The organism is Aurantimonas sp. 22II-16-19i (genome assembly GCF_002088275.1).
Taxonomy (GTDB): Bacteria; Pseudomonadota; Alphaproteobacteria; order Rhizobiales; family Rhizobiaceae; genus Jiella.
In genome coordinates this window covers 27625-44308 of record NZ_AQQS01000026.1, presented here as the reverse complement: position 1 = coordinate 44308, position 16684 = coordinate 27625, and the positions used below count along the sequence as shown (strand labels likewise).

Below are 16684 nucleotides of genomic sequence, written 5' to 3'. Positions count from 1 at the left end.
GACGCCGTGCCGTTTGCCCTCGAGGAAGGCACCGGCTAGTCTCTGAATTCACACGCACCTTGGGAGGGATCGGCGGCAATGAGCGACGGGGAGAGGCGCGGGCTCGAGCGAAACCAGGCGGCGACCGGCACCGGGGCGGGCGCCGGCGGGGCGGGTGACGCCATGGCCATGGACGCGGAGCGGGCCGAGCTGCACGATCCGCTGTCCTCGAGCTTTCCGGCGAGCCTCGAAGGCCGCATCCTGTTCCTGATCGCCATCGCCTTCTCGACCTTCCAGCTCCTCACCGCCGCCCATCTGTGGGACCTGCCGAGCCAGATCGTGCGCGCCGTCCATGTCGGCTTCCTGTGCCTGCTCGGCCTGCCGCTGGTGGCGGCCGTCCGGCACGAGCCGAGGGCGCTGCGGGCGCTCGCCTGGCTGCTCGGCCTCTGCGGCATGGCGGTCGCCGCCTATCAGTGGTGGGAATACAAGGCGCTGATCTTTCGCGCCGGATCGCCGCTCGTCCAGGACACGGTGGTCGGCGTCGTCGCCCTCGCGGTCCTCTTCGTCGCCACCTGGCGGATCATGGGGCCGGCCCTGCCGATCATCGCCGGCCTGTTCCTCGGCTACTGCCTGTTCGGCCAGCACCTGCCCTCGCCCTTCGTCACCCGCGGCTACGACTTCTCCCAGGTCATGGACCACATGGCCTTCGGCACCGAGGGCATCTACGGCATCCCGACCTACGTCTCCTCCTCCTACATCTTCCTGTTCATCCTGTTCGGCTCGTTCCTGGAGCGGGCGGGCATGATCAGGCTGTTCACCGACGTGGCGCTCGGCCTCGTCGGCGGGGCCAAGGGCGGCGCCGCCAAGGTCGCGGTGTTCTCCTCCGGCCTGATGGGGACGATCTCCGGCTCCGGCGTCGCCAACGTCGTCACCACCGGCCAGTTCACCATCCCCCTGATGAAGCGCTTCGGCTACCGGCCGGAATTTGCCGGCGGCGTCGAGGCGACCGCCTCCATGGGCGGGCAGATCATGCCGCCGGTGATGGGCGCCGTCGCCTTCATCATGGCCGAGACCCTCGACGTCGCCTATGCCGAGGTGGTGACCGCAGCGGTGATCCCGGCGGTCCTGTATTTCGCCTCGGTGTTCTGGATGGTGCATCTGGAAGCCGGCAAGCGGAACCTCCTCGGCCTTTCGAAGGGGGAGCTGCCCTCGGCCTGGGGCGCATTGAAGACCGGCTGGTACCTGATCCTGCCGCTCGCCGTCCTCGTCTGGCTGCTGTTTGCCGGCTACACGCCGCTCTATGCCGGCACCATCGGCCTTGCCCTGACGGCCCTCCTCATCCTCGGCGCGCCGCTGGCCAAGCGGATGCCGGGGCTGGCGATCCGCATGGTGTTCTGGGTGGCGCTCGGCCTGTCGGCGGCCGCCTTCTTCGAATACGGCATCCTGCCGATCATCGTCGCGCTCGCCGTGCTCGTCGCCGCCTGCGCCGTCTTCAAGGGCGGGCGCGAGACGCTGATCGCGGTGCGCGACGCGCTGGCCGACGGCGCCAAGACGGCGCTTCCCGTCGGCATCGCCTGCGCCATCGTCGGCATCATCGTCGGCACCATGACGCTGACCGGCGTCGCCAACACCTTCGGCCAGTTCATCGTCTCGGTCGGCGACACCTCGCTGTTCCTGTCGCTGGTCCTGACCATGATCACCTGCCTGATCCTCGGCATGGGCATCCCGACGATCCCCAACTACATCATCACCTCCTCGATCGCCGGGCCGGCGCTCCTGGCGCTCGGCGTGCCGCTGATCGTGTCGCACATGTTCGTCTTCTATTTCGGCATCCTCGCCGACCTGACGCCGCCGGTGGCGCTCGCCTGTTTCGCCGCGGCGCCGATCGCCAAGGCGCCGGGCCTGCAGATCTCCTTCCAGGCGATCAAGGTGGCGCTCGCCGGCTTCGTCATCCCGTTCATGGCGGTCTACACCCCGGCCCTGATGCTCCAGGACGGCGGCCCGCTGGCGGCCGAGATCGGCTACATTCCCGCCGTCCTCTACATCGTCTTCAAGGCGTGCCTCGCCATCGGCCTCTGGGGCGCGGCGGCGATCGGCTATCTCGCCGCTCCGATGCCGTGGTGGCAGCGACTGCTGGCGGCGGCCTCCGCCTTCACGCTGATCGCCGCCCTGCCGCTCACCGACGAGATCGGCTTCGCGCTGGCCGTGGCGGTGATCGGCCTCCATTTCTACCTGCGGGGCAAAATGGCCGGGCCCGAACAGGCCGCCGGCCAGCGCCTGCCCGCCGACCGGGGCGCCCCTCGCAAGCCGGCATGATCTGCATCCTCGCGGCCGGCAAGACGACGGCGATCGCCGCCACGGCCTTCACCCTGTCCTGGACCCATTCGGTCGAGAAGACCCGCTGGGAGGAGCAGTGGCGGGCCGGGCCGGCAGGCCTCACCGTCACGCAAGGGCGGATCGAGGGCTCGGGCGCCGGCATGGAGCCGCCGGAGGGCGCGCGGCTCGTCGACGGCGCCTATGTCTACACGCTCGACCGGCCGCCGATCCCCGAGCTCGCCCTCGCCGCCTCGGGTGCGACCGGCGGCGGCTGGCACTTCTGCGCGAAGGGCGCACCCTGCATCGACCTCGGTGAAGCGGCGGCGGACCCGATTCGGCTGCACTGGTGCAAGGCGCCATGACGGCCACGACGGCCGGCGAAGCGAGGCCCCTTCGACCATTGAAAACACGGCGATTTCCGTGATGGTTGCCAACCCGGCAAACGGCAAAAGGCTGGACTTGGCCCTTTCTGCTCCGTACGGTGATCACGGAATGCGCAACTGTCTGGGACGGGACGAGGAGTTGGCGTAGTCACCAGGAAAGACGTGGACGATCCGCGTCGTGTTTGCTCGGGGCGCAGATGCGGCACATATCCTATACCAGCATGGCGAATGGGCTGTCGGCGGAGGAATTCGCCACCATTCTCGATCATGCGCGCGAGTGGAACCGGCAGAACGAGATCCGCGGCGCGATCGCCTTCGACGGACGGATGATCACCCAGATCATCGAGGGGCCGAGGCTGAAGGTGGACGCGCTCTATCTGAAGATCCTCGGCGATCCGCGCCATACCGGCGTCGTCCTCCAGTCGCGGGCCGACATCAAGGAATCCCAGTTCGAAGGCTTCGGCCTCACCCGGATGACGCCTTCCGACCTCTACATGATCGCCCTCAGCATCGTGGAGAAGCACGGGTCCGGCGACAGTTCCGCCGAGCCGCTCGTCCGGCGCCTGAGCTGAGGAGCGATCGGGCCCGGTCGCTGCGTACTGGGCTGGCGACGTGGCGGGCGGAGGGCGCCGAAAGGTTCAGGCCGCCCGGTAGCTCGCAAACAGCGCCGCCAGCAACGGCCGGCCCGTCGCCAACAGATCGAAGCCCTCTTCGGTCCGCAGCCAGTGGGAGAACAGGCCGTGGATGGCCGCGCAATAGGCGCCGGCGGCGGTCTTCGCCATCCAGCCGCGTGAAAGCTCGCCGCGCTCCTCGACCCTGGCGAAGACGGTCTCGATGCGGGTGGAGAAATCCTCCTCGCTCTCGCGCATGCGGGCGAGTGCCTCCTGCATCTCGCCGATATACTCGCAGCGGAACAGGAGGATGGTGTAGACGCGCTTGCCGCGCTCGTCGGTCTGGGCAAAACGCAGGACCTCGAGGGTGTTCTCGTGCAGCGTCGAAAGCACGTCGTCGGCCGCCACCAGCTTGGCAGCGTCGAAGAACCGCTCCTTTGGCAGATGCGCCCGATCCTGCATCGCCTTGAACAGCGCCAGCTTGTTCTCGAAGTGCCAGTAGATGGCGCCGCGCGTCATCCCCGCCTCGGCGGCGATCTGCGACAGGGTGGTGGAGGCCACGCCCTGGCGGAAGAACACCGCTTCGGCCGCGTCGAGAATCGCCTCCCGCGTCTGTTCGGCGCATCCCTTCGTCCGTCGCAACGTGCGTCTCCTCCTTGCGTTATACATACATGCATGTATTTTAGCTGCAATGCAACATCGGCGGCGTTCCGAGCCCAGCCCTGAAAGTCATTGTCATGCAGACGTTTAAGTTCGGCCGCGCGATTCTCGCCGCGGCCACCGCGCTGCTCGTTTCCGCTCCCGCACAGGCGCAGGCCCCCAACATGCCGCCGCCGCAGGTGACCGTGGAGACGCTGCAGGCAAAGACGGTGCCGGTGACCTACGAATATCCCGGGCGGATCGTCGCCTCCCGCGAGGTCGAGGTGCGCGCCCGCGTCGGCGGGATCCTGCTCAGCCGCGAGTTCGACGAAGGCTCGCGGGTGAAGAAGGGCGATCTCCTCTTCACCATCGATCCGGCGACCTACCAGGCCCAGGTGGCGCTGGCCAAGGCCCAGGTCGCCCAGGCCGAAGCCCAGCTCTCCCAGGCGCGGCGCAGCGAGGAGCGCGCCAGGGCGCTGACCCGGCGCGGCGCGTCGAGCCAGTCCACCCTCGACGACGCCGTCTCGGCGCGCGAGCTTGCCGAGGCGCAGGTCGAGGCGGCCGAAGCCCAGCTGAGAACCGCCAATCTCTCCCTCGACTACGCCACGGTCGAGGCGCCTGCCGGCGGCATCACCAGCCTCGAGCAGGTGCCCGAGGGCTCGCTCCTGTCGACCGGCGATCTGTTGACCAAGATCAGCCAGATCGATCCCGTCTACGCCAACTTCTCGGCCGCCGACACCGAGGCCGCCTCGATCCGCGAGATGGTCGAGGGCGGTGCGCTGGCCGGCGCCGCCTCGGCCGAGGAACTGAAGGTCGAGATCGTCTTCGGCGACGGCCAGACCTATGGCGAGACCGGCCGGATCGACTTCACCTCGACCTCGATCGACACCCAGACCGGGACGATCCTGTCGCGGGCGACGATGCCCAACCCCGAGGCCCGGCTGCTGCCCGGCCAGTTCGTCCGCCTGCGCCTGAAGGGCCTCGTCGCCAGGGATGCCATCGTCATCCCGGCCGAAGCGCTGATGCAGGGGCCGCAGGGCGTCTTCGTCTACACGGTGGACGACGAGAACGTCGCCGCCGTCGCGCCGATCGAGATCGAGCGGCAGATTCCCGACGGTTATCTCGTCAAATCGGGGCTGAAGGCCGGCGACAGGCTGATCACCAAGGGCGTCGTGAAGGTGCGCCCCGGCGCGCCGGTGAACCCGGTCACCAACGGCGACGAGAATGCCGGGGCGCCGGCCAAGGAGACGGCACAGCGATGAACTCCCGCTTCTTCGTCGACCGACCGATCTTCGCCGTCGTCATCTCGGTCATCATCACGCTCGGCGGCGTGCTCGCCCTCAACGCCCTGCCGATCGAGCAGTATCCCCAGCTCGTTCCGCCGCAGGTCGTCGTCACCGCCTCCTATCCCGGCGCCAGCGCCGAAACCCTCGCCCAGACCGTCTCCGCGCCGATCGAGCAGCAGATCAACGGCGTCGAGGACATGATCTACATGCAGTCGACGAATTCCTCGACGGGAACGGCATCGATCGCGGTCACCTTCGCCTCCGGCACCGATCCGGACCAGGCGACGATCAACGTCAACAACCGCGTCCAGCAGGCCACCGCCTCGCTGCCGGAGGAGGTGCAGCGTCTCGGCGTCACCGTCGCCAAGCGCTCCTCGCAGATCCTCGCCGTCATCACCATGGCGTCGAACGACCCGCGCTACGACGCCACCTACGTCTCCAACTACGCGCTGCTCTACGTCCTCGACGAATTGAAACGCCTGCCCGGCATCGGCGAGGCGCAGCTCTTCGGCGCCCGCAACTATTCCATGCGGATCTGGCTGCAGCCGGACCGGCTCGCCCAGTACGGCCTGACGCCGACCGACGTCGCCACCGCGATCAGGGACCAGAACTCCCAGTTCGCCGCCGGCCAGTTCGGCGCGCCGCCCTCGGACGGCGACCTCGCCTTCACCTATTCGGTGACTACCGAGGGCCGGCTGCCGGACGCCCAGGCCTTCGAGAACATCATCCTGCGCTCGGACGAGAACGGCTCCTCGCTGCTCCTGAAGGACGTCGCGCGGGTCGAGCTCGGCGCCCAGGACTACGGCTTCAACGGCTCCTACAACGGCACTCCGGCCGTGCCGATCGGCATCTACCTGCAGCCCGGCGCCAACGCCCTCGCCACCCTCGAGGCCGTGACCACGCGCATGGACGAACTGCAGACGTCGTTTCCGGACGGCATCACCTATGCGATCCCCTTCGACACCACGAAGTTCATCGACGCATCGATCGAAGAGGTCATCCACACCTTCATCGAGGCGATGGTGCTGGTCTTCCTCGTCGTCTTCGTCTTCCTGCAGTCCTTCCGCGCGACGCTGATCCCGATGCTCGCGGTGCCGGTGTCGATTCTGGGCACCTTCGGCGCGCTCCTCGCCTTCGGCTTCTCGATCAACCTCCTCACCCTCTTCGGCCTGGTGCTGGCCATCGGCATCGTCGTCGACGACGCCATCGTCGTCCTCGAAAACGTCGAGCGGATCATGACGAAGGAAGGCCTGTCGCCGAAGGAGGCGACGGCCAAGGCGATGTCGGAGGTCACCGGGCCGGTGATCGCCATCGTCCTCGTCCTCTGCGCCGTCTTCGTGCCGGTCGCCTTTCTCGGCGGTCTCGCCGGCACCATGTACCGGCAGTTCGCGCTGACCATCGCGGTATCGGTGACGATCTCGGGCATCGTCGCCCTGTCGCTGACGCCGGCGCTCTGCTCGGTGCTCCTGAAGCCGAGCCATGGCCGGCCGATCGCGCCCTTCCGCTGGTTCAACGCAGGCTTTTCCAGGCTGACCAACGCCTATGGCGCGGGCGTCGCCTTCATCATGCGCCGGGCGGTACTGGCGCTCGTCCTGTTCGGGGTGATGTGCTTCGGCATCTGGCACTTCATGCAGACCCTTCCCGGATCGCTCGTCCCGGACGAGGACCAGGGCGTCAACTTCGCCGTCGCGATCCTGCCGCCGGCCGCCTCCCTGCAGCGGACCACCACGGTGATGAACGAGATGGTCGCCAATCTGCGCCAGCATCCGGCGGTGCAGGACGTCACCGCCTTTGCCGGCTTCGACCTCCTCGCCGGCGTGCAGAAGTCCTCGGCCGGCGTCGCCTTCATCTCCCTGAAGCCCTGGGACGAGCGGACCGACCCGGCGCTCGACGCGCGCAATCTCGTCGGCCCGTTCATCGGCATGAATTCCGGCATCCAGGACGGCATGATCCTCGCCTTCAACCCGCCGCCGATCCAGGGCCTGTCGACCACCGGCGGCTTCGACCTGTTCGTCCAGGACCGGCGCGGCGGCGGCTCGGATGCGCTGCTCGAGGCGGCCAATGCCGTCGTCGCCGCGGCGGCCGAGCGCCCGGAACTCGCCGGCGTCCGCACCACCTTCTCCGCCAACGTCCCGCAATACCGCATCGACGTCGACCGGCAGAAGGCCAAGTCCCTGAACGTGCCGATCTCGTCGATCTTCACCACCATGCAGGCGACCTTCGGCACGCTCTATGTCAACGACTTCACCCTGCTCGGCCGCAACTACCGGGTGACGCTGCAGTCGGAGGCCGATTTCCGCAAGACGCCGGAGGACCTGCGCTTCGTCTATGTGCAGGCGACCAACGGCTCGATGATCCCGCTCGACACGCTCCTCAACGTCAAGCGCGTCGTCGGACCGGACCTGATCGAGCGCTTCAACGCCTTCAACGCCGCGAAAGTCTCGGGCGGCCCGGCACCCGGTTATTCCTCGGGCCAGGCGCTGGCGGCGATGCAGGAGATCGCCGCCGAGAAGCTGCCCGAAGGCTACGAGGTCGCCTGGACGGGCTCGGCCTATCAGGAGATCCAGGCCGGCGGCACCGGCGCGGTGGCCATGGGCTTCGGCATCCTGATGGTCTTCCTGATCCTCGCCGCGCAGTACGAGCGCTGGACCCTGCCGATCGCCGTCCTCCTCGCCGTGCCCTTCGCGGTGTTCGGGGCTCTGCTGGCGATCTGGCTGCGCGGGCTCGACAACGACGTCTACTTCCAGATCGGCCTCGTCACGCTGATCGGCCTCGCGGCGAAGAACGCCATCCTGATCGTCGAGTTCGCCGTCCTGAAGCGCGAGGAGGGGCTGTCTGCCTTCGACGCGGCGCTGGAGGGGGCGAAGCTGCGCTTCCGGCCGATCATCATGACGTCGCTGGCCTTCATCCTCGGCGTCGTTCCCCTTGCGATCTCGACCGGCGCCGGATCGGCGTCGCGCCATTCGATCGGCACCGGCGTCATCGGCGGCATGCTGGCCGCGACCTTCGTCGCGATCTTCTTCATCCCGCTGTTCTACCGGCTCCTGTCGCGGGACCGGAAGACGGCGGGCGGCAACGAAGGCCACGCCAACCAGCTTCCGGCGCCGCAACCGGCAGAGTAACGCGTATCGCCGGCCGGCGACCGGATGGAGGACGGGCGGACGCCACCTGACCGGCGCCCGCCCGTTCGCCGTTTTCGGAGCCCTCGCCCTCGGGCGGGACCTTGCCCGAGGGCGCCGCGGCCCGCGCGATCAGTCGGCGAAATAGCCCGGCTGTTCCAGATCCTCGATCAACGTCGGGCCGCTCGGCCTCCAGCCGAGTCTGTCCCGCGTGGCCTCGCTCGACGCGGCCATATCCTGCGCCACGAACCCGGCGAGCCAGCCGAAATGCGCCGGCTCGCGCGGCAGGGTCGGCAGGCCGAGACCCCGGCCGATGGCCTCCGCGATCGTTCCGAAGGCGATGCCCTCCTCGGCGATGGCGTGATAGACGGGCACCGTCGCCCCCGTTTCGAGGACGAGGCGATAGAGCCGCGCGGCATCCGTGCGGTGCACCGCGGCCCAACGGTTCGATCCGTCGCCGAGATAGGCCGAGACGCCCGTCTCGCGGGCTTTCTGGATGAGGGCCGGCACGAAGCCGTGGTCGCCGATCCCGTGCACCGTCGGGGCGAGCCGCACCGTTGCGGCGCGCACGCCGCGCGCGCGCAGCGCTCTTGCCGCGGCCTCGGACCGGCGCGGATAGGACGGGCCGTCGGGAGGCACGTCCCCCTCGCTCGCCACCCGGCCGGGCGCGAGCAGCGCGATGCCGGAGGTGACGATCAGGGGCCTGTCGGTGCCCTCGAGCGCCTCGCCGAACGCCTCAATGACCCGCCGGTCCTGCTCGGCATTTTCGGCAAATTGCGAGAAGTCGTGGTTGAAGGCCGTGTGGATCACGGCATCCGCGCCTGCCGCGGCATCCCTGAGACGATCGAGATCGTCGAGCGTCGCCTGAAGGACCCGAGCGCCGGTCGCGGCGAGGCTCGCCGCCTTGTCCGCGGACCTTGCGAGCCCCGTCACGCGGTGCCCCGCCGCCAGCAGATCCTCCACCACCATCGAACCGACCCATCCGGTCGCACCCGTCACGAACACATGCATGGCCTTGCTCCTTGTTGGATGGTGCAAGGCTAGGGGGATGTGCTATCCTGTTAAAGTCGTGAGATTATCATGGTATAATCGATAACAGGATCAGTCGCCTTGCCCGACGGCGCCTCCCTCGGCTCCTATCTCAAGGACCGCCGCCTCCGGCTCGATCCGGCAGCGCTCGGCCTGCCGCCCTCCCGCCGGCGCACGCCGGGCCTTCGGCGCGAGGAGGTGGCGCAGCGCGCCAACATCTCGGCGACCTGGTACACCTGGCTGGAGCAGGGTCGCGGCGGCGCGCCCTCGGCCGACGTGCTCGACCGCATCGCCCGCGCCTTGATGCTGACGGATGTCGAGCGCGAGCACGCCTTCATCCTCGGCCTCGGCCGCTCGCCCGAAATCCGCTATCGCCCGGCCGGCGGCGTGACGCCGAGGCTGCAGCGGGTGCTCGACGCCTTCGACACCAGCCCGGCGCTGATCCGCACCGTGATGTGGGACGTCGTCGCCTGGAACCGCGCGGCGAGCCTCGTTCTCACCGACTATGCCAAACTCGACCCGCCGCAGCGCAACGTCTTGCGCCTGATGTTCCTCGACCCCGATGTGCGGGGCGCGCAGGCCAATTGGGAAAGCGTCGCGCGCTACGTCGTCGCCGTGTTTCGGGCGGATGCGGCGCGTGTCGGCGCCTCGGCCGAGATGCAGGCGCTGGCCGAGGAGCTCTGCCGGGCGAGCCCGGAGTTCGGCGCGATGTGGGACGATCACGACGTCCGCCACTCCGGCGAGGGCATCAAGACGCTCATCCATCCGACGATCGGCGAGCTGGCGATGGAGTATTCGTCCTTCGCCGTCGATGGCCGGCCGGACCTTGCCATGGTGGTCTACAATCCCGCCGGGACGCAAGATGCGGAGCGCATCCGGGCGCTGGTCGAAGAGACAGCCCCGGAACGCCGGAAAACGGGTCGCTGACCCGCTCTGTCTTGCTCTAGGATCGGCTCGTCGAGCCCCGGGAAGCTCTGGGACAGCTTTGGGAGAGAAGGCATGACCGACGTTCCGCGGCTCGCGGGAGCCGAGCGGCCCCGCAGCGACGCTGCACCCGCCGCCAGATCCATGAGCGGCGAGGACTGGGCGCTGCTCGTCGCCCTGTCCGTCCTGTGGGGCGGGTCGTTCTTCTTCGTCGGCATCGCCGTTCGCGAGCTGCCGGTCTTCACCATCGTCGCCTTGCGCGTCGCCCTGGCGGCGCTGTCGCTCATCGCCGTGATGGCATGGCTGAAGATCGCCTTCCCGATGCGACCCGCCTTCCTCCTCGCCATCCTCGGCATGGGCGTCCTCAACAACGTCCTGCCCTTCTCGCTGTTCGTCTGGAGCCAGACCCAGATCGCCTCGGGGCTCGCGGCGATCCTCAACGCCACGACGCCGCTGTTCGGCGTGATCGTCGCGCACCTGTTGACCCGCGACGAGAGGCTGACGGCGAACCGCCTCGCCGGCGTCGTCGCGGGCTTTCTGGGCGTCGTCGTCCTGATCGGTCCGGCGGCGATCCTCGCACCGGGCTCGCACACGCTGGCCGAGCTCGCCTGCCTCGGCGCGGCGCTCTCCTACGCCTTCGCCGGGGTGTTCGGCCGCAGGTTCAAGCGGATGGGGATATCGCCCATCGCGACGGCGACGGGCCAGGTCTCTGCCTCGGCCCTGATCCTGCTGCCGGCGGCCCTGCTGATCGACCGGCCCTGGACGCTCCCCCTGCCCGGCACTGCCACGATCGGCGCCGTCCTTGGCCTCGCCCTCCTCTGCACGGCACTGGCCTACATCCTGTTCTTCCGGCTGCTCGCCTCGGCCGGGGCGACGAACCTCCTGCTCGTCACCTTCCTGATCCCGGTGAGCGCCATCCTCCTCGGCGTCCTGTTCCTCGGCGAGGTGCTCCTGCCCCGGCATGTCGGCGGCATGGCGCTGATCGGCCTCGGCCTCGCCGCGATCGACGGGCGGGCCTGGCGGTCCATCACAAGCAAACGGGGCGCCCGAAGACGCCCCGTGTGATGAAACATTCCATGGCGGGGCGGGACCTGTCCGCCCGCATCAAGGTCCGTCAGATGTGGATCGGCTTGGCGAAGGCCGCGAAGGCGGCTTCGCGCATGGCTTCCGACAGGGTCGGATGGGCGTGGGAGGTGCGGGCGAGATCCTCCGAGGCGCCGCCGAACTCCATGAGCAGCGCGGCTTCGGCGATCAGGTCGCCGGCGCCCGCCCCGAGGACGTGGACGCCGAGGACGCGGTCGGTCCTCGCATCGGCGAGCACCTTGACGAAGCCGTCGGTCTTCAGCATCGCCCTTGCGCGGCCATTCGCCATGAAGGGGAACTTGCCGACCTTGTAGTCGATGCCGGCCTTCTTCAGCTCTTCTTCCGTCCTGCCGACCGAGGCGACTTCCGGCGAGGTGTAGACCACCGAGGGAATCGCGTCGTAGTTCACGTGGCCCGACTGGCCGGCGAGGATCTCGGCGAGCGCGACGCCCTCGTCCTCGGCCTTGTGGGCGAGCATCGCGCCCTTCACCACGTCGCCGATCGCATAGATGCCGTCGACACTGGTCTTGAAGTGCTGGTCGATCTCGACGCGGCCGCGCTCGTCGAGCGCAACCCCGGCATCCGCGAGCCCGAGGCCCTCGGTGTAGGGCTTGCGGCCGGTGGCGACCAGAACGACGTCGGCCTCGATCGTTTCCGCCTCGCCGCCCTTCACCGGCTCGAAGGTGACGCTCGCCCCCTTCCTGGTCTTGGCGACGCCGGTCACCTTGGCGCCGAGCCGGAAGGTCAGGCCCTGCTTGACCAGGAGCTTCTGGAAGGCGGTGGAGACTTCCTGGTCCATCGGCCCGAGGACCTTGTCGAGGAACTCGACGACCGTGACGTCCGCGCCGAGCCGGGCCCAGACCGAGCCGAGCTCGAGGCCGATGACGCCGCCGCCGACGACGACCATCGTCTTCGGCACCTTCGGTAGCGCGATCGCATGGTCGGAGGAGACGATGGTGGTCTCGTCGAAGGTGACGTCGAGGCCGGGAATGCCGGCGACCTCAGAGCCCGTGGCGATGCAGATGGCCTTGGCCTGGAGCGTCTGGCTCGAGCCGTCCTCCTTCGTCACCTCGACCTCGCCGGCCGACTTGATCCGGCCCGTGCCGATGATGCCGTCGATCCTGTTCTTCTTGAACAGATAGGCGATGCCGTCGACATTGGCTTTGACCGTCTTGTCCTTGTGGCCCATCATCCTGTCGAGGTTCAGCTTCGGCGCGACCTCGATGCCGAGATCGGCGAAGGAATGGCCGGCCTCGGCGAAGGCTTCGGATGCATAGAGCAGCGCCTTCGACGGGATGCAGCCGACATTGAGGCAGGTGCCGCCATAGGTCTTGCGCTTTTCGACGCAGGCGACCTTCAGGCCGAGCTGGGCCGCCTTGATGGCGCAGACATAGCCGCCGGGGCCTGAGCCGATGACGACGAGATCGTAGGGATCAGCCATGGGAGGGAAGTCTTTCCGTCTGATTGATGGTTGGGATGTTCGAGCGCGGGCCGGGATCCGGATCTGTTTCTAACGGCACGACGCGGCTGGCAACCCCGAAACCCATCGAGCCGGCCTGCCGTCATGGGGACCTGGGCCGGGCCATGCTGCCGGCATCACTGCCCGTCCGGCGGGCAGTCGCCCGAGGTCTCGGCGAACTTCGTGCGGGCCGGGCGCAGCGTCGCCTTGGTGATCTGGAGCGGCACGAAGGGCGGCGTCGCCTGGTTCGCCGGCTGGACGAAGCGCGTCACGTAGCAGCCGGAGAAGATCCGCACGGCGCCGTCGGTCCCGGTCGCCTCGATCACCGTCGGCACCGAGGTGTAGACCGAGCCGGCCGCGCCGTCGCTGGACGGCTCGCCGAGTTTCAGCCGGACCCCGCCGGTGGTCTCGTAGCCCGCCTGGAAGGCCGGAAAGTCGGGCCGGCCGGAATCCTCGGCAAAATAGCTCCAGGCGCGCAGATATTCGTGGCGGTTGATGGCGTTGTAGAGCGAGCCGATGAGCGAGACCGGCGTCGAGCGGTCGTCGAGATAGCTGTCGTCGGCGACGGCCTCGGGGCCCGGCTCGGCGGCGGGCACGACCCGGTCTAGGCCGAAGGCGGGCTGCAGCGCGGCGCAGGCGAGGCCGCAGGCAAGAACGGTCGGGGTGATGATCTTCATGGCAGGATGGACCTTGCGCCGGAGACGTCGATGATCGCCCCGGTGGAATAGCTCGCCTCGTCCGACAACAGCCACAGGATCGCCTTCGCCACCTCCTGTGCCGTCCCCGCCCGGCGCATGGGCAGTCCCGGCGAGAGTTCGGCGACGCGGTTCGGCTGGCCGCCGGAAGCATGGATGTCGGTGTCGATGATGCCCGGCCGGACGGCGCCGACCCTTATGCCCTCGTCGATCACCTCCTTGGCGAGGCCGACGGTGAAGGTGTCGATGGCGCCCTTGCTGGCGGCATAGTCGAGATACTGACCGGGGCCGCCGAGCTTCGCCGCGACGGAGGAGACGTTGACGATGCCGCCGCCCTTGCCGCCGCGGCTCGTCGCCATCCGGCGCACGGCCTCGCGGGCGCAGAGGAGGCTGCCCGTCACGTTGATGCGAAACATCCGTTCGAGCCGCGCAGCGGTCATCTCGGCGAGCGGCAGGGCCGCGTCGACGACACCGGCATTGTTGACCAGCGCCGTCAGCGTCCCGAGCCGGTCGGCCGCCTCGAAGATCGTCAGGATGTCCGCCTCGACGCCGACGTCGCCCTTGACCGCGACGGCGCTGCCGCCGTCGGCCTCGATCGCGGCGACGACTTTGTCAGCGGCTTCCCGGTTCGACGCATAGTTGACGACGACGGCATAGCCGGCCTTCGCGCCAAGAATGGCGGTCGCCGCGCCGATGCCGCGCGAGCCGCCGGTGACGATCATGACATCTGGCATGCTGTTCCCCGCTACCCCATTCCCCGGCGCTTCCCGGCGCCTGCTCCGTCAGCCGGCCGCCGGCGGCGTCAGCTTCGAGCGATCGATATAGTCCGGTAGCCGGGTGGTTTCATCGATGACGGCGCTCCGGAGCTGCTCGACGGTCAGGTTCCTGGCACCCGTCAGATCGGCGCCGCGGAAGATCGTGCCCCGCAGGTTGCTGTCCTCGAAATTGGCATCGACGAATGACGCGTGACTGACATCGGTCCCGGAGATGTCGGCCCCGGTCAGGTCCGCGCCACTCCAGTCGGTGCGCCGCAGAAAGACGTTTCTGAGGCGCAGCTTCGGCAGCGTGCGAGTTTTGACACTGGACATGGTCACCCGGCTCCCGTCTTCAGCAGCAGCGCGTCCAGTATGGCGCGCACGTCGACCGGCGGCTCCTCGTCCCCATAACCTGCAGCATGTCGCGCTTCGAGATGGTTCTGCAGGAGCTCGAAGACCGGATTGGCCAGATCAGGGAAATCACGGCCGATTTCCCTGAGAACGTAGATCGCTGCCAGACGAACCTCAAGCTTGTCGTCGGCCAACTGACCGGCGGCTCGATTGAAGAGCTCGGTCACATGCGCCCGCCTCGCCAATCCGGCCTGCGCGACCGCCGTTCCCGCCTGCGTCGTCTCCGGCCCGAGCTTCTTCCAGGCAAGATATGCGCCGACGGCGGCGGCCGCCGTCAGCGCCAGATTGCGCAGGACTTCCGAGAGGTCGACCAGAGTCTCCATCCCGCAAGCCCAGCCCCATCGCCGATCAGAGGTCGAGCACGAGCCGCTCGGGATCCTCCAGGCTCTCCTTGACGCGCACGAGGAAGGTCACGGCTTCCTTGCCGTCGACGATCCGGTGGTCGTAGGAGAGCGCCAGATACATCATCGGCCGGATGACCACCTGGCCGCCGATCGCCATCGGCCGCTCCTGGATCTTGTGCATGCCGAGGATGCCCGACTGCGGCGCGTTGAGGATCGGCGTCGACATCAACGAGCCATAGACGCCGCCATTGGTGATGGTGAAGGTGCCGCCCTGCATGTCCGACATCGACAGCTTGCCGTCGCGCGCGGCCCGGGCGAGGCGCCCCAGCTCCTTCTCGATCTCGGCAATCGACATCTCGTCGGCGTCGCGGATGACCGGGACGACGAGACCCTTGTCGGTGCCGACCGCCATGCCGACGTGGCAGAAGTTCTTGTAGACGATCTCGTTGCCGTCGATCTCGGCGTTGACCGCCGGGATCTCCTTCAGGGCGTGACAGATCGCCTTGGTGAAGAAGCCCATGAAGCCGAGCTTCACGCCATGCTTCTTCTCGAACAGGTCCTTGTACTTCGTCCGCAGCTCCATGACCGCGGTCATGTCCACCTCGTTGAAGGTGGTGAGCATGGCGGCGGTGTCCTGCGCGTCCTTCAGGCGCCGCGCGATGGTCTGGCGAAGCCGGGTCATCTTCACCCGCTCCTCGCGCGACGCATCGCCCGACGACGAGGGAGCCCTCGCGGCCTTCTCCGGCTTTTCCTGGGGCGAGGACGGCGCGCCGCGGGAGATGGCGTCGAGGACGTCACCCTTCAGCACCTGGCCTTCGCGGCCGCTGCCCTTCACGTCGCCATCCTTCAGGCCCTCTTCGCGCATCATCTTGGCGGCGGACGGTGCGGGCGGTCGGCCTTCCTCGGCCTCGACCTGACGGCGGGGCGTCTCGTCGGTGCCGCTGCCCTTGGCTGCCTGAGCGGGGGCCGCCTGAGCGGGGGCCGACGAGCCGGCGGAGGCGCCCTCCTCGATCTTCAGGAGCAGCGCGCCGACCTTGACCTCGTCGCCCTTGGCGACGGCCATCTCGCGGATGACGCCGGCGACGGGAGAGGGAATTTCCTGGGCGGCCTTGTCGGTCTCCAGTTCGAGCAGCGATTCATCCGCCGCGACGCTGTCGCCGACCTTCTTGAAGATCTCGCCGACGGTGGCTTCGGTGACGGATTCGCCCGCCGCCGGAACCATCACCTCGACGAGCTTGCCGGCGCTGCCGCCGGACGCGCCGTTGGCGCCGGGCTTGGCCCCGGTCTTGGCATCGCCCGTGCCGCCGCCGCCATAGTCGGCCGCCGTATCAGCCGACTGGTCGGCCTCAGCCGCCTCGCTCTTCGGCTTCTCGGTCGGCTTGGTCTCGCCCGAGGCCTTGCCCTGGCCCTCGCCGATCATGCCGATCAGCGCGCCGACGCCGACGGTCTCGCCGTCCTTGGCGACGATCTCCTCCAGGATGCCGGCGGCCGGCGCCGGCACTTCCACCGTCACCTTGTCGGTCTCGAGCTCGGCGATCGTCTCGTCCTGCTCGACCCGGTCGCCCGGCTGCTTGAACCATTGGCCGATGGTGGCTTCGGTCACGGATTCGCCGAGGGTCGGCACTTTGATTTCGGTTGCCATCTGTCTCGT

The 16684-nt window shown here is 68.5% G+C and carries 15 protein-coding genes; 7 read left to right on the top strand and 8 right to left on the bottom strand.

The genetic code is table 11. The annotated features are described in order from the left end of the window. The first annotated feature begins 168 nt into the window (after positions 1-168). The 3 genes from ATO4_RS18655 (at position 169) to ATO4_RS18645 (ending at position 3250) form a co-directional block, all read left to right on the top strand. Positions 169-2295: a TRAP transporter permease gene (locus ATO4_RS18655; RefSeq protein WP_245308829.1), complete on the top strand. Its 2127-nt coding sequence runs from the start codon at positions 169-171 to the stop codon at positions 2293-2295. Next, positions 2292-2657 carry a DUF1850 domain-containing protein gene (locus ATO4_RS18650; protein WP_083593050.1) on the top strand — a complete coding sequence of 122 codons (366 nt, stop codon included), beginning with the start codon at positions 2292-2294 and terminating at the stop codon, positions 2655-2657. The genes ATO4_RS18655 and ATO4_RS18650 overlap by 4 nt, the downstream gene beginning before the upstream one ends. 218 nt (positions 2658-2875) lie before the next feature. Then, positions 2876-3250, top strand: a complete 375-nt coding sequence (locus tag ATO4_RS18645) for a BLUF domain-containing protein (RefSeq protein ID WP_139802542.1) — start codon at positions 2876-2878, stop codon at positions 3248-3250. Positions 3251-3316: 66 nt separating this feature from the next. Here ATO4_RS18645 and ATO4_RS18640 read toward each other — a convergent pair whose 3' ends face one another. Further along, complete coding sequence (locus tag ATO4_RS18640) at positions 3317-3931, bottom strand: TetR family transcriptional regulator (protein ID WP_176223052.1); 615 nt, start codon at positions 3929-3931, stop codon at positions 3317-3319. Between the two features lie 95 nt (positions 3932-4026). Here ATO4_RS18640 and ATO4_RS18635 point away from each other — a divergent pair, with 95 nt between their 5' ends. Together ATO4_RS18635 and ATO4_RS18630 are read left to right on the top strand one after the other, a co-directional pair. Next, positions 4027-5190, top strand: a complete 1164-nt coding sequence (locus ATO4_RS18635; protein WP_083593047.1) for an efflux RND transporter periplasmic adaptor subunit — start codon at positions 4027-4029, stop codon at positions 5188-5190. Continuing rightward, positions 5187-8336 (top strand): efflux RND transporter permease subunit, encoded by a 3150-nt coding sequence (locus tag ATO4_RS18630; RefSeq protein ID WP_083593046.1) that lies wholly within the window; start codon positions 5187-5189, stop codon positions 8334-8336. Before ATO4_RS18635 ends, ATO4_RS18630 begins: the two co-directional genes overlap by 4 nt. A gap of 129 nt (positions 8337-8465) precedes the next feature. Here ATO4_RS18630 and ATO4_RS18625 read toward each other — a convergent pair whose 3' ends face one another. Continuing rightward, positions 8466-9344 carry an SDR family oxidoreductase gene (locus tag ATO4_RS18625; protein WP_083593045.1) on the bottom strand — a complete coding sequence of 293 codons (879 nt, stop codon included), beginning with the start codon at positions 9342-9344 and terminating at the stop codon, positions 8466-8468. Positions 9345-9443: 99 nt separating this feature from the next. Here ATO4_RS18625 and ATO4_RS18620 point away from each other — a divergent pair, with 99 nt between their 5' ends. Both ATO4_RS18620 and ATO4_RS18615 read left to right on the top strand, forming a co-directional pair. Beyond that, on the top strand, positions 9444-10289 hold the full coding sequence (locus ATO4_RS18620; RefSeq protein WP_083593044.1) for a helix-turn-helix transcriptional regulator: 846 nt from the start codon (positions 9444-9446) through the stop codon (positions 10287-10289). Between the two features lie 141 nt (positions 10290-10430). Then, a complete protein-coding gene (locus tag ATO4_RS18615; protein WP_083593091.1) occupies positions 10431-11351 on the top strand; it encodes a DMT family transporter in 921 nt (306 codons plus the stop codon). Positions 11352-11400: 49 nt separating this feature from the next. On the opposite strand, the gene lpdA is transcribed toward ATO4_RS18615, so the two are convergent. The 6 genes from lpdA to odhB all read right to left on the bottom strand — a co-directional run bounded on the left by lpdA (position 11401) and on the right by odhB (position 16675). Beyond that, a complete protein-coding gene (gene lpdA / locus ATO4_RS18610) occupies positions 11401-12810 on the bottom strand; it encodes a dihydrolipoyl dehydrogenase (RefSeq protein ID WP_083593043.1) in 1410 nt (469 codons plus the stop codon). A gap of 155 nt (positions 12811-12965) precedes the next feature. Beyond that, entirely contained in the window at positions 12966-13505 is a 540-nt protein-coding gene (locus ATO4_RS18605; RefSeq protein WP_083593042.1) for a hypothetical protein, read from the bottom strand. Further along, positions 13502-14257 carry an SDR family oxidoreductase gene (locus tag ATO4_RS18600; protein ID WP_083593041.1) on the bottom strand — a complete coding sequence of 252 codons (756 nt, stop codon included), beginning with the start codon at positions 14255-14257 and terminating at the stop codon, positions 13502-13504. Before ATO4_RS18600 ends, ATO4_RS18605 begins: the two co-directional genes overlap by 4 nt. Positions 14258-14305: 48 nt before the next feature. Continuing rightward, entirely contained in the window at positions 14306-14611 is a 306-nt protein-coding gene (locus ATO4_RS18595) for a pentapeptide repeat-containing protein (protein ID WP_083593040.1), read from the bottom strand. A gap of 2 nt (positions 14612-14613) precedes the next feature. Continuing rightward, a complete protein-coding gene (locus tag ATO4_RS28485; RefSeq protein WP_245308827.1) occupies positions 14614-15012 on the bottom strand; it encodes a hypothetical protein in 399 nt (132 codons plus the stop codon). A 25-nt stretch (positions 15013-15037) separates the two neighbouring features. Then, positions 15038-16675, bottom strand: a complete 1638-nt coding sequence (odhB, locus tag ATO4_RS18585; protein ID WP_083593039.1) for a 2-oxoglutarate dehydrogenase complex dihydrolipoyllysine-residue succinyltransferase — start codon at positions 16673-16675, stop codon at positions 15038-15040. Positions 16676-16684 lie beyond the last annotated feature (9 nt).

What these genes read in the sequence shown, in the direction of transcription:
- ATO4_RS18625 (WP_083593045.1), bottom strand. Translation starts at nt 9,344, where the DNA reads ATGCATGTGTTCGTGACGGGTGCGACCGGATGGGTCGGTTCGATGGTG.
- ATO4_RS18630 (WP_083593046.1), top strand. Translation starts at nt 5,187, where the DNA reads ATGAACTCCCGCTTCTTCGTCGACCGACCGATCTTCGCCGTCGTCATC.
- ATO4_RS18655 (WP_245308829.1), top strand. Translation starts at nt 169, where the DNA reads ATGGACGCGGAGCGGGCCGAGCTGCACGATCCGCTGTCCTCGAGCTTT.
- ATO4_RS18650 (WP_083593050.1), top strand. Translation starts at nt 2,292, where the DNA reads ATGATCTGCATCCTCGCGGCCGGCAAGACGACGGCGATCGCCGCCACG.
- ATO4_RS28485 (WP_245308827.1), bottom strand. Translation starts at nt 15,012, where the DNA reads ATGGAGACTCTGGTCGACCTCTCGGAAGTCCTGCGCAATCTGGCGCTG.
- ATO4_RS18600 (WP_083593041.1), bottom strand. Translation starts at nt 14,257, where the DNA reads ATGCCAGATGTCATGATCGTCACCGGCGGCTCGCGCGGCATCGGCGCG.
- odhB (WP_083593039.1), bottom strand. Translation starts at nt 16,675, where the DNA reads ATGGCAACCGAAATCAAAGTGCCGACCCTCGGCGAATCCGTGACCGAA.
- lpdA (WP_083593043.1), bottom strand. Translation starts at nt 12,810, where the DNA reads ATGGCTGATCCCTACGATCTCGTCGTCATCGGCTCAGGCCCCGGCGGC.
- ATO4_RS18595 (WP_083593040.1), bottom strand. Translation starts at nt 14,611, where the DNA reads ATGTCCAGTGTCAAAACTCGCACGCTGCCGAAGCTGCGCCTCAGAAAC.
- ATO4_RS18605 (WP_083593042.1), bottom strand. Translation starts at nt 13,505, where the DNA reads ATGAAGATCATCACCCCGACCGTTCTTGCCTGCGGCCTCGCCTGCGCC.
- ATO4_RS18615 (WP_083593091.1), top strand. Translation starts at nt 10,431, where the DNA reads ATGAGCGGCGAGGACTGGGCGCTGCTCGTCGCCCTGTCCGTCCTGTGG.
- ATO4_RS18645 (WP_139802542.1), top strand. Translation starts at nt 2,876, where the DNA reads ATGCGGCACATATCCTATACCAGCATGGCGAATGGGCTGTCGGCGGAG.
- ATO4_RS18635 (WP_083593047.1), top strand. Translation starts at nt 4,027, where the DNA reads ATGCAGACGTTTAAGTTCGGCCGCGCGATTCTCGCCGCGGCCACCGCG.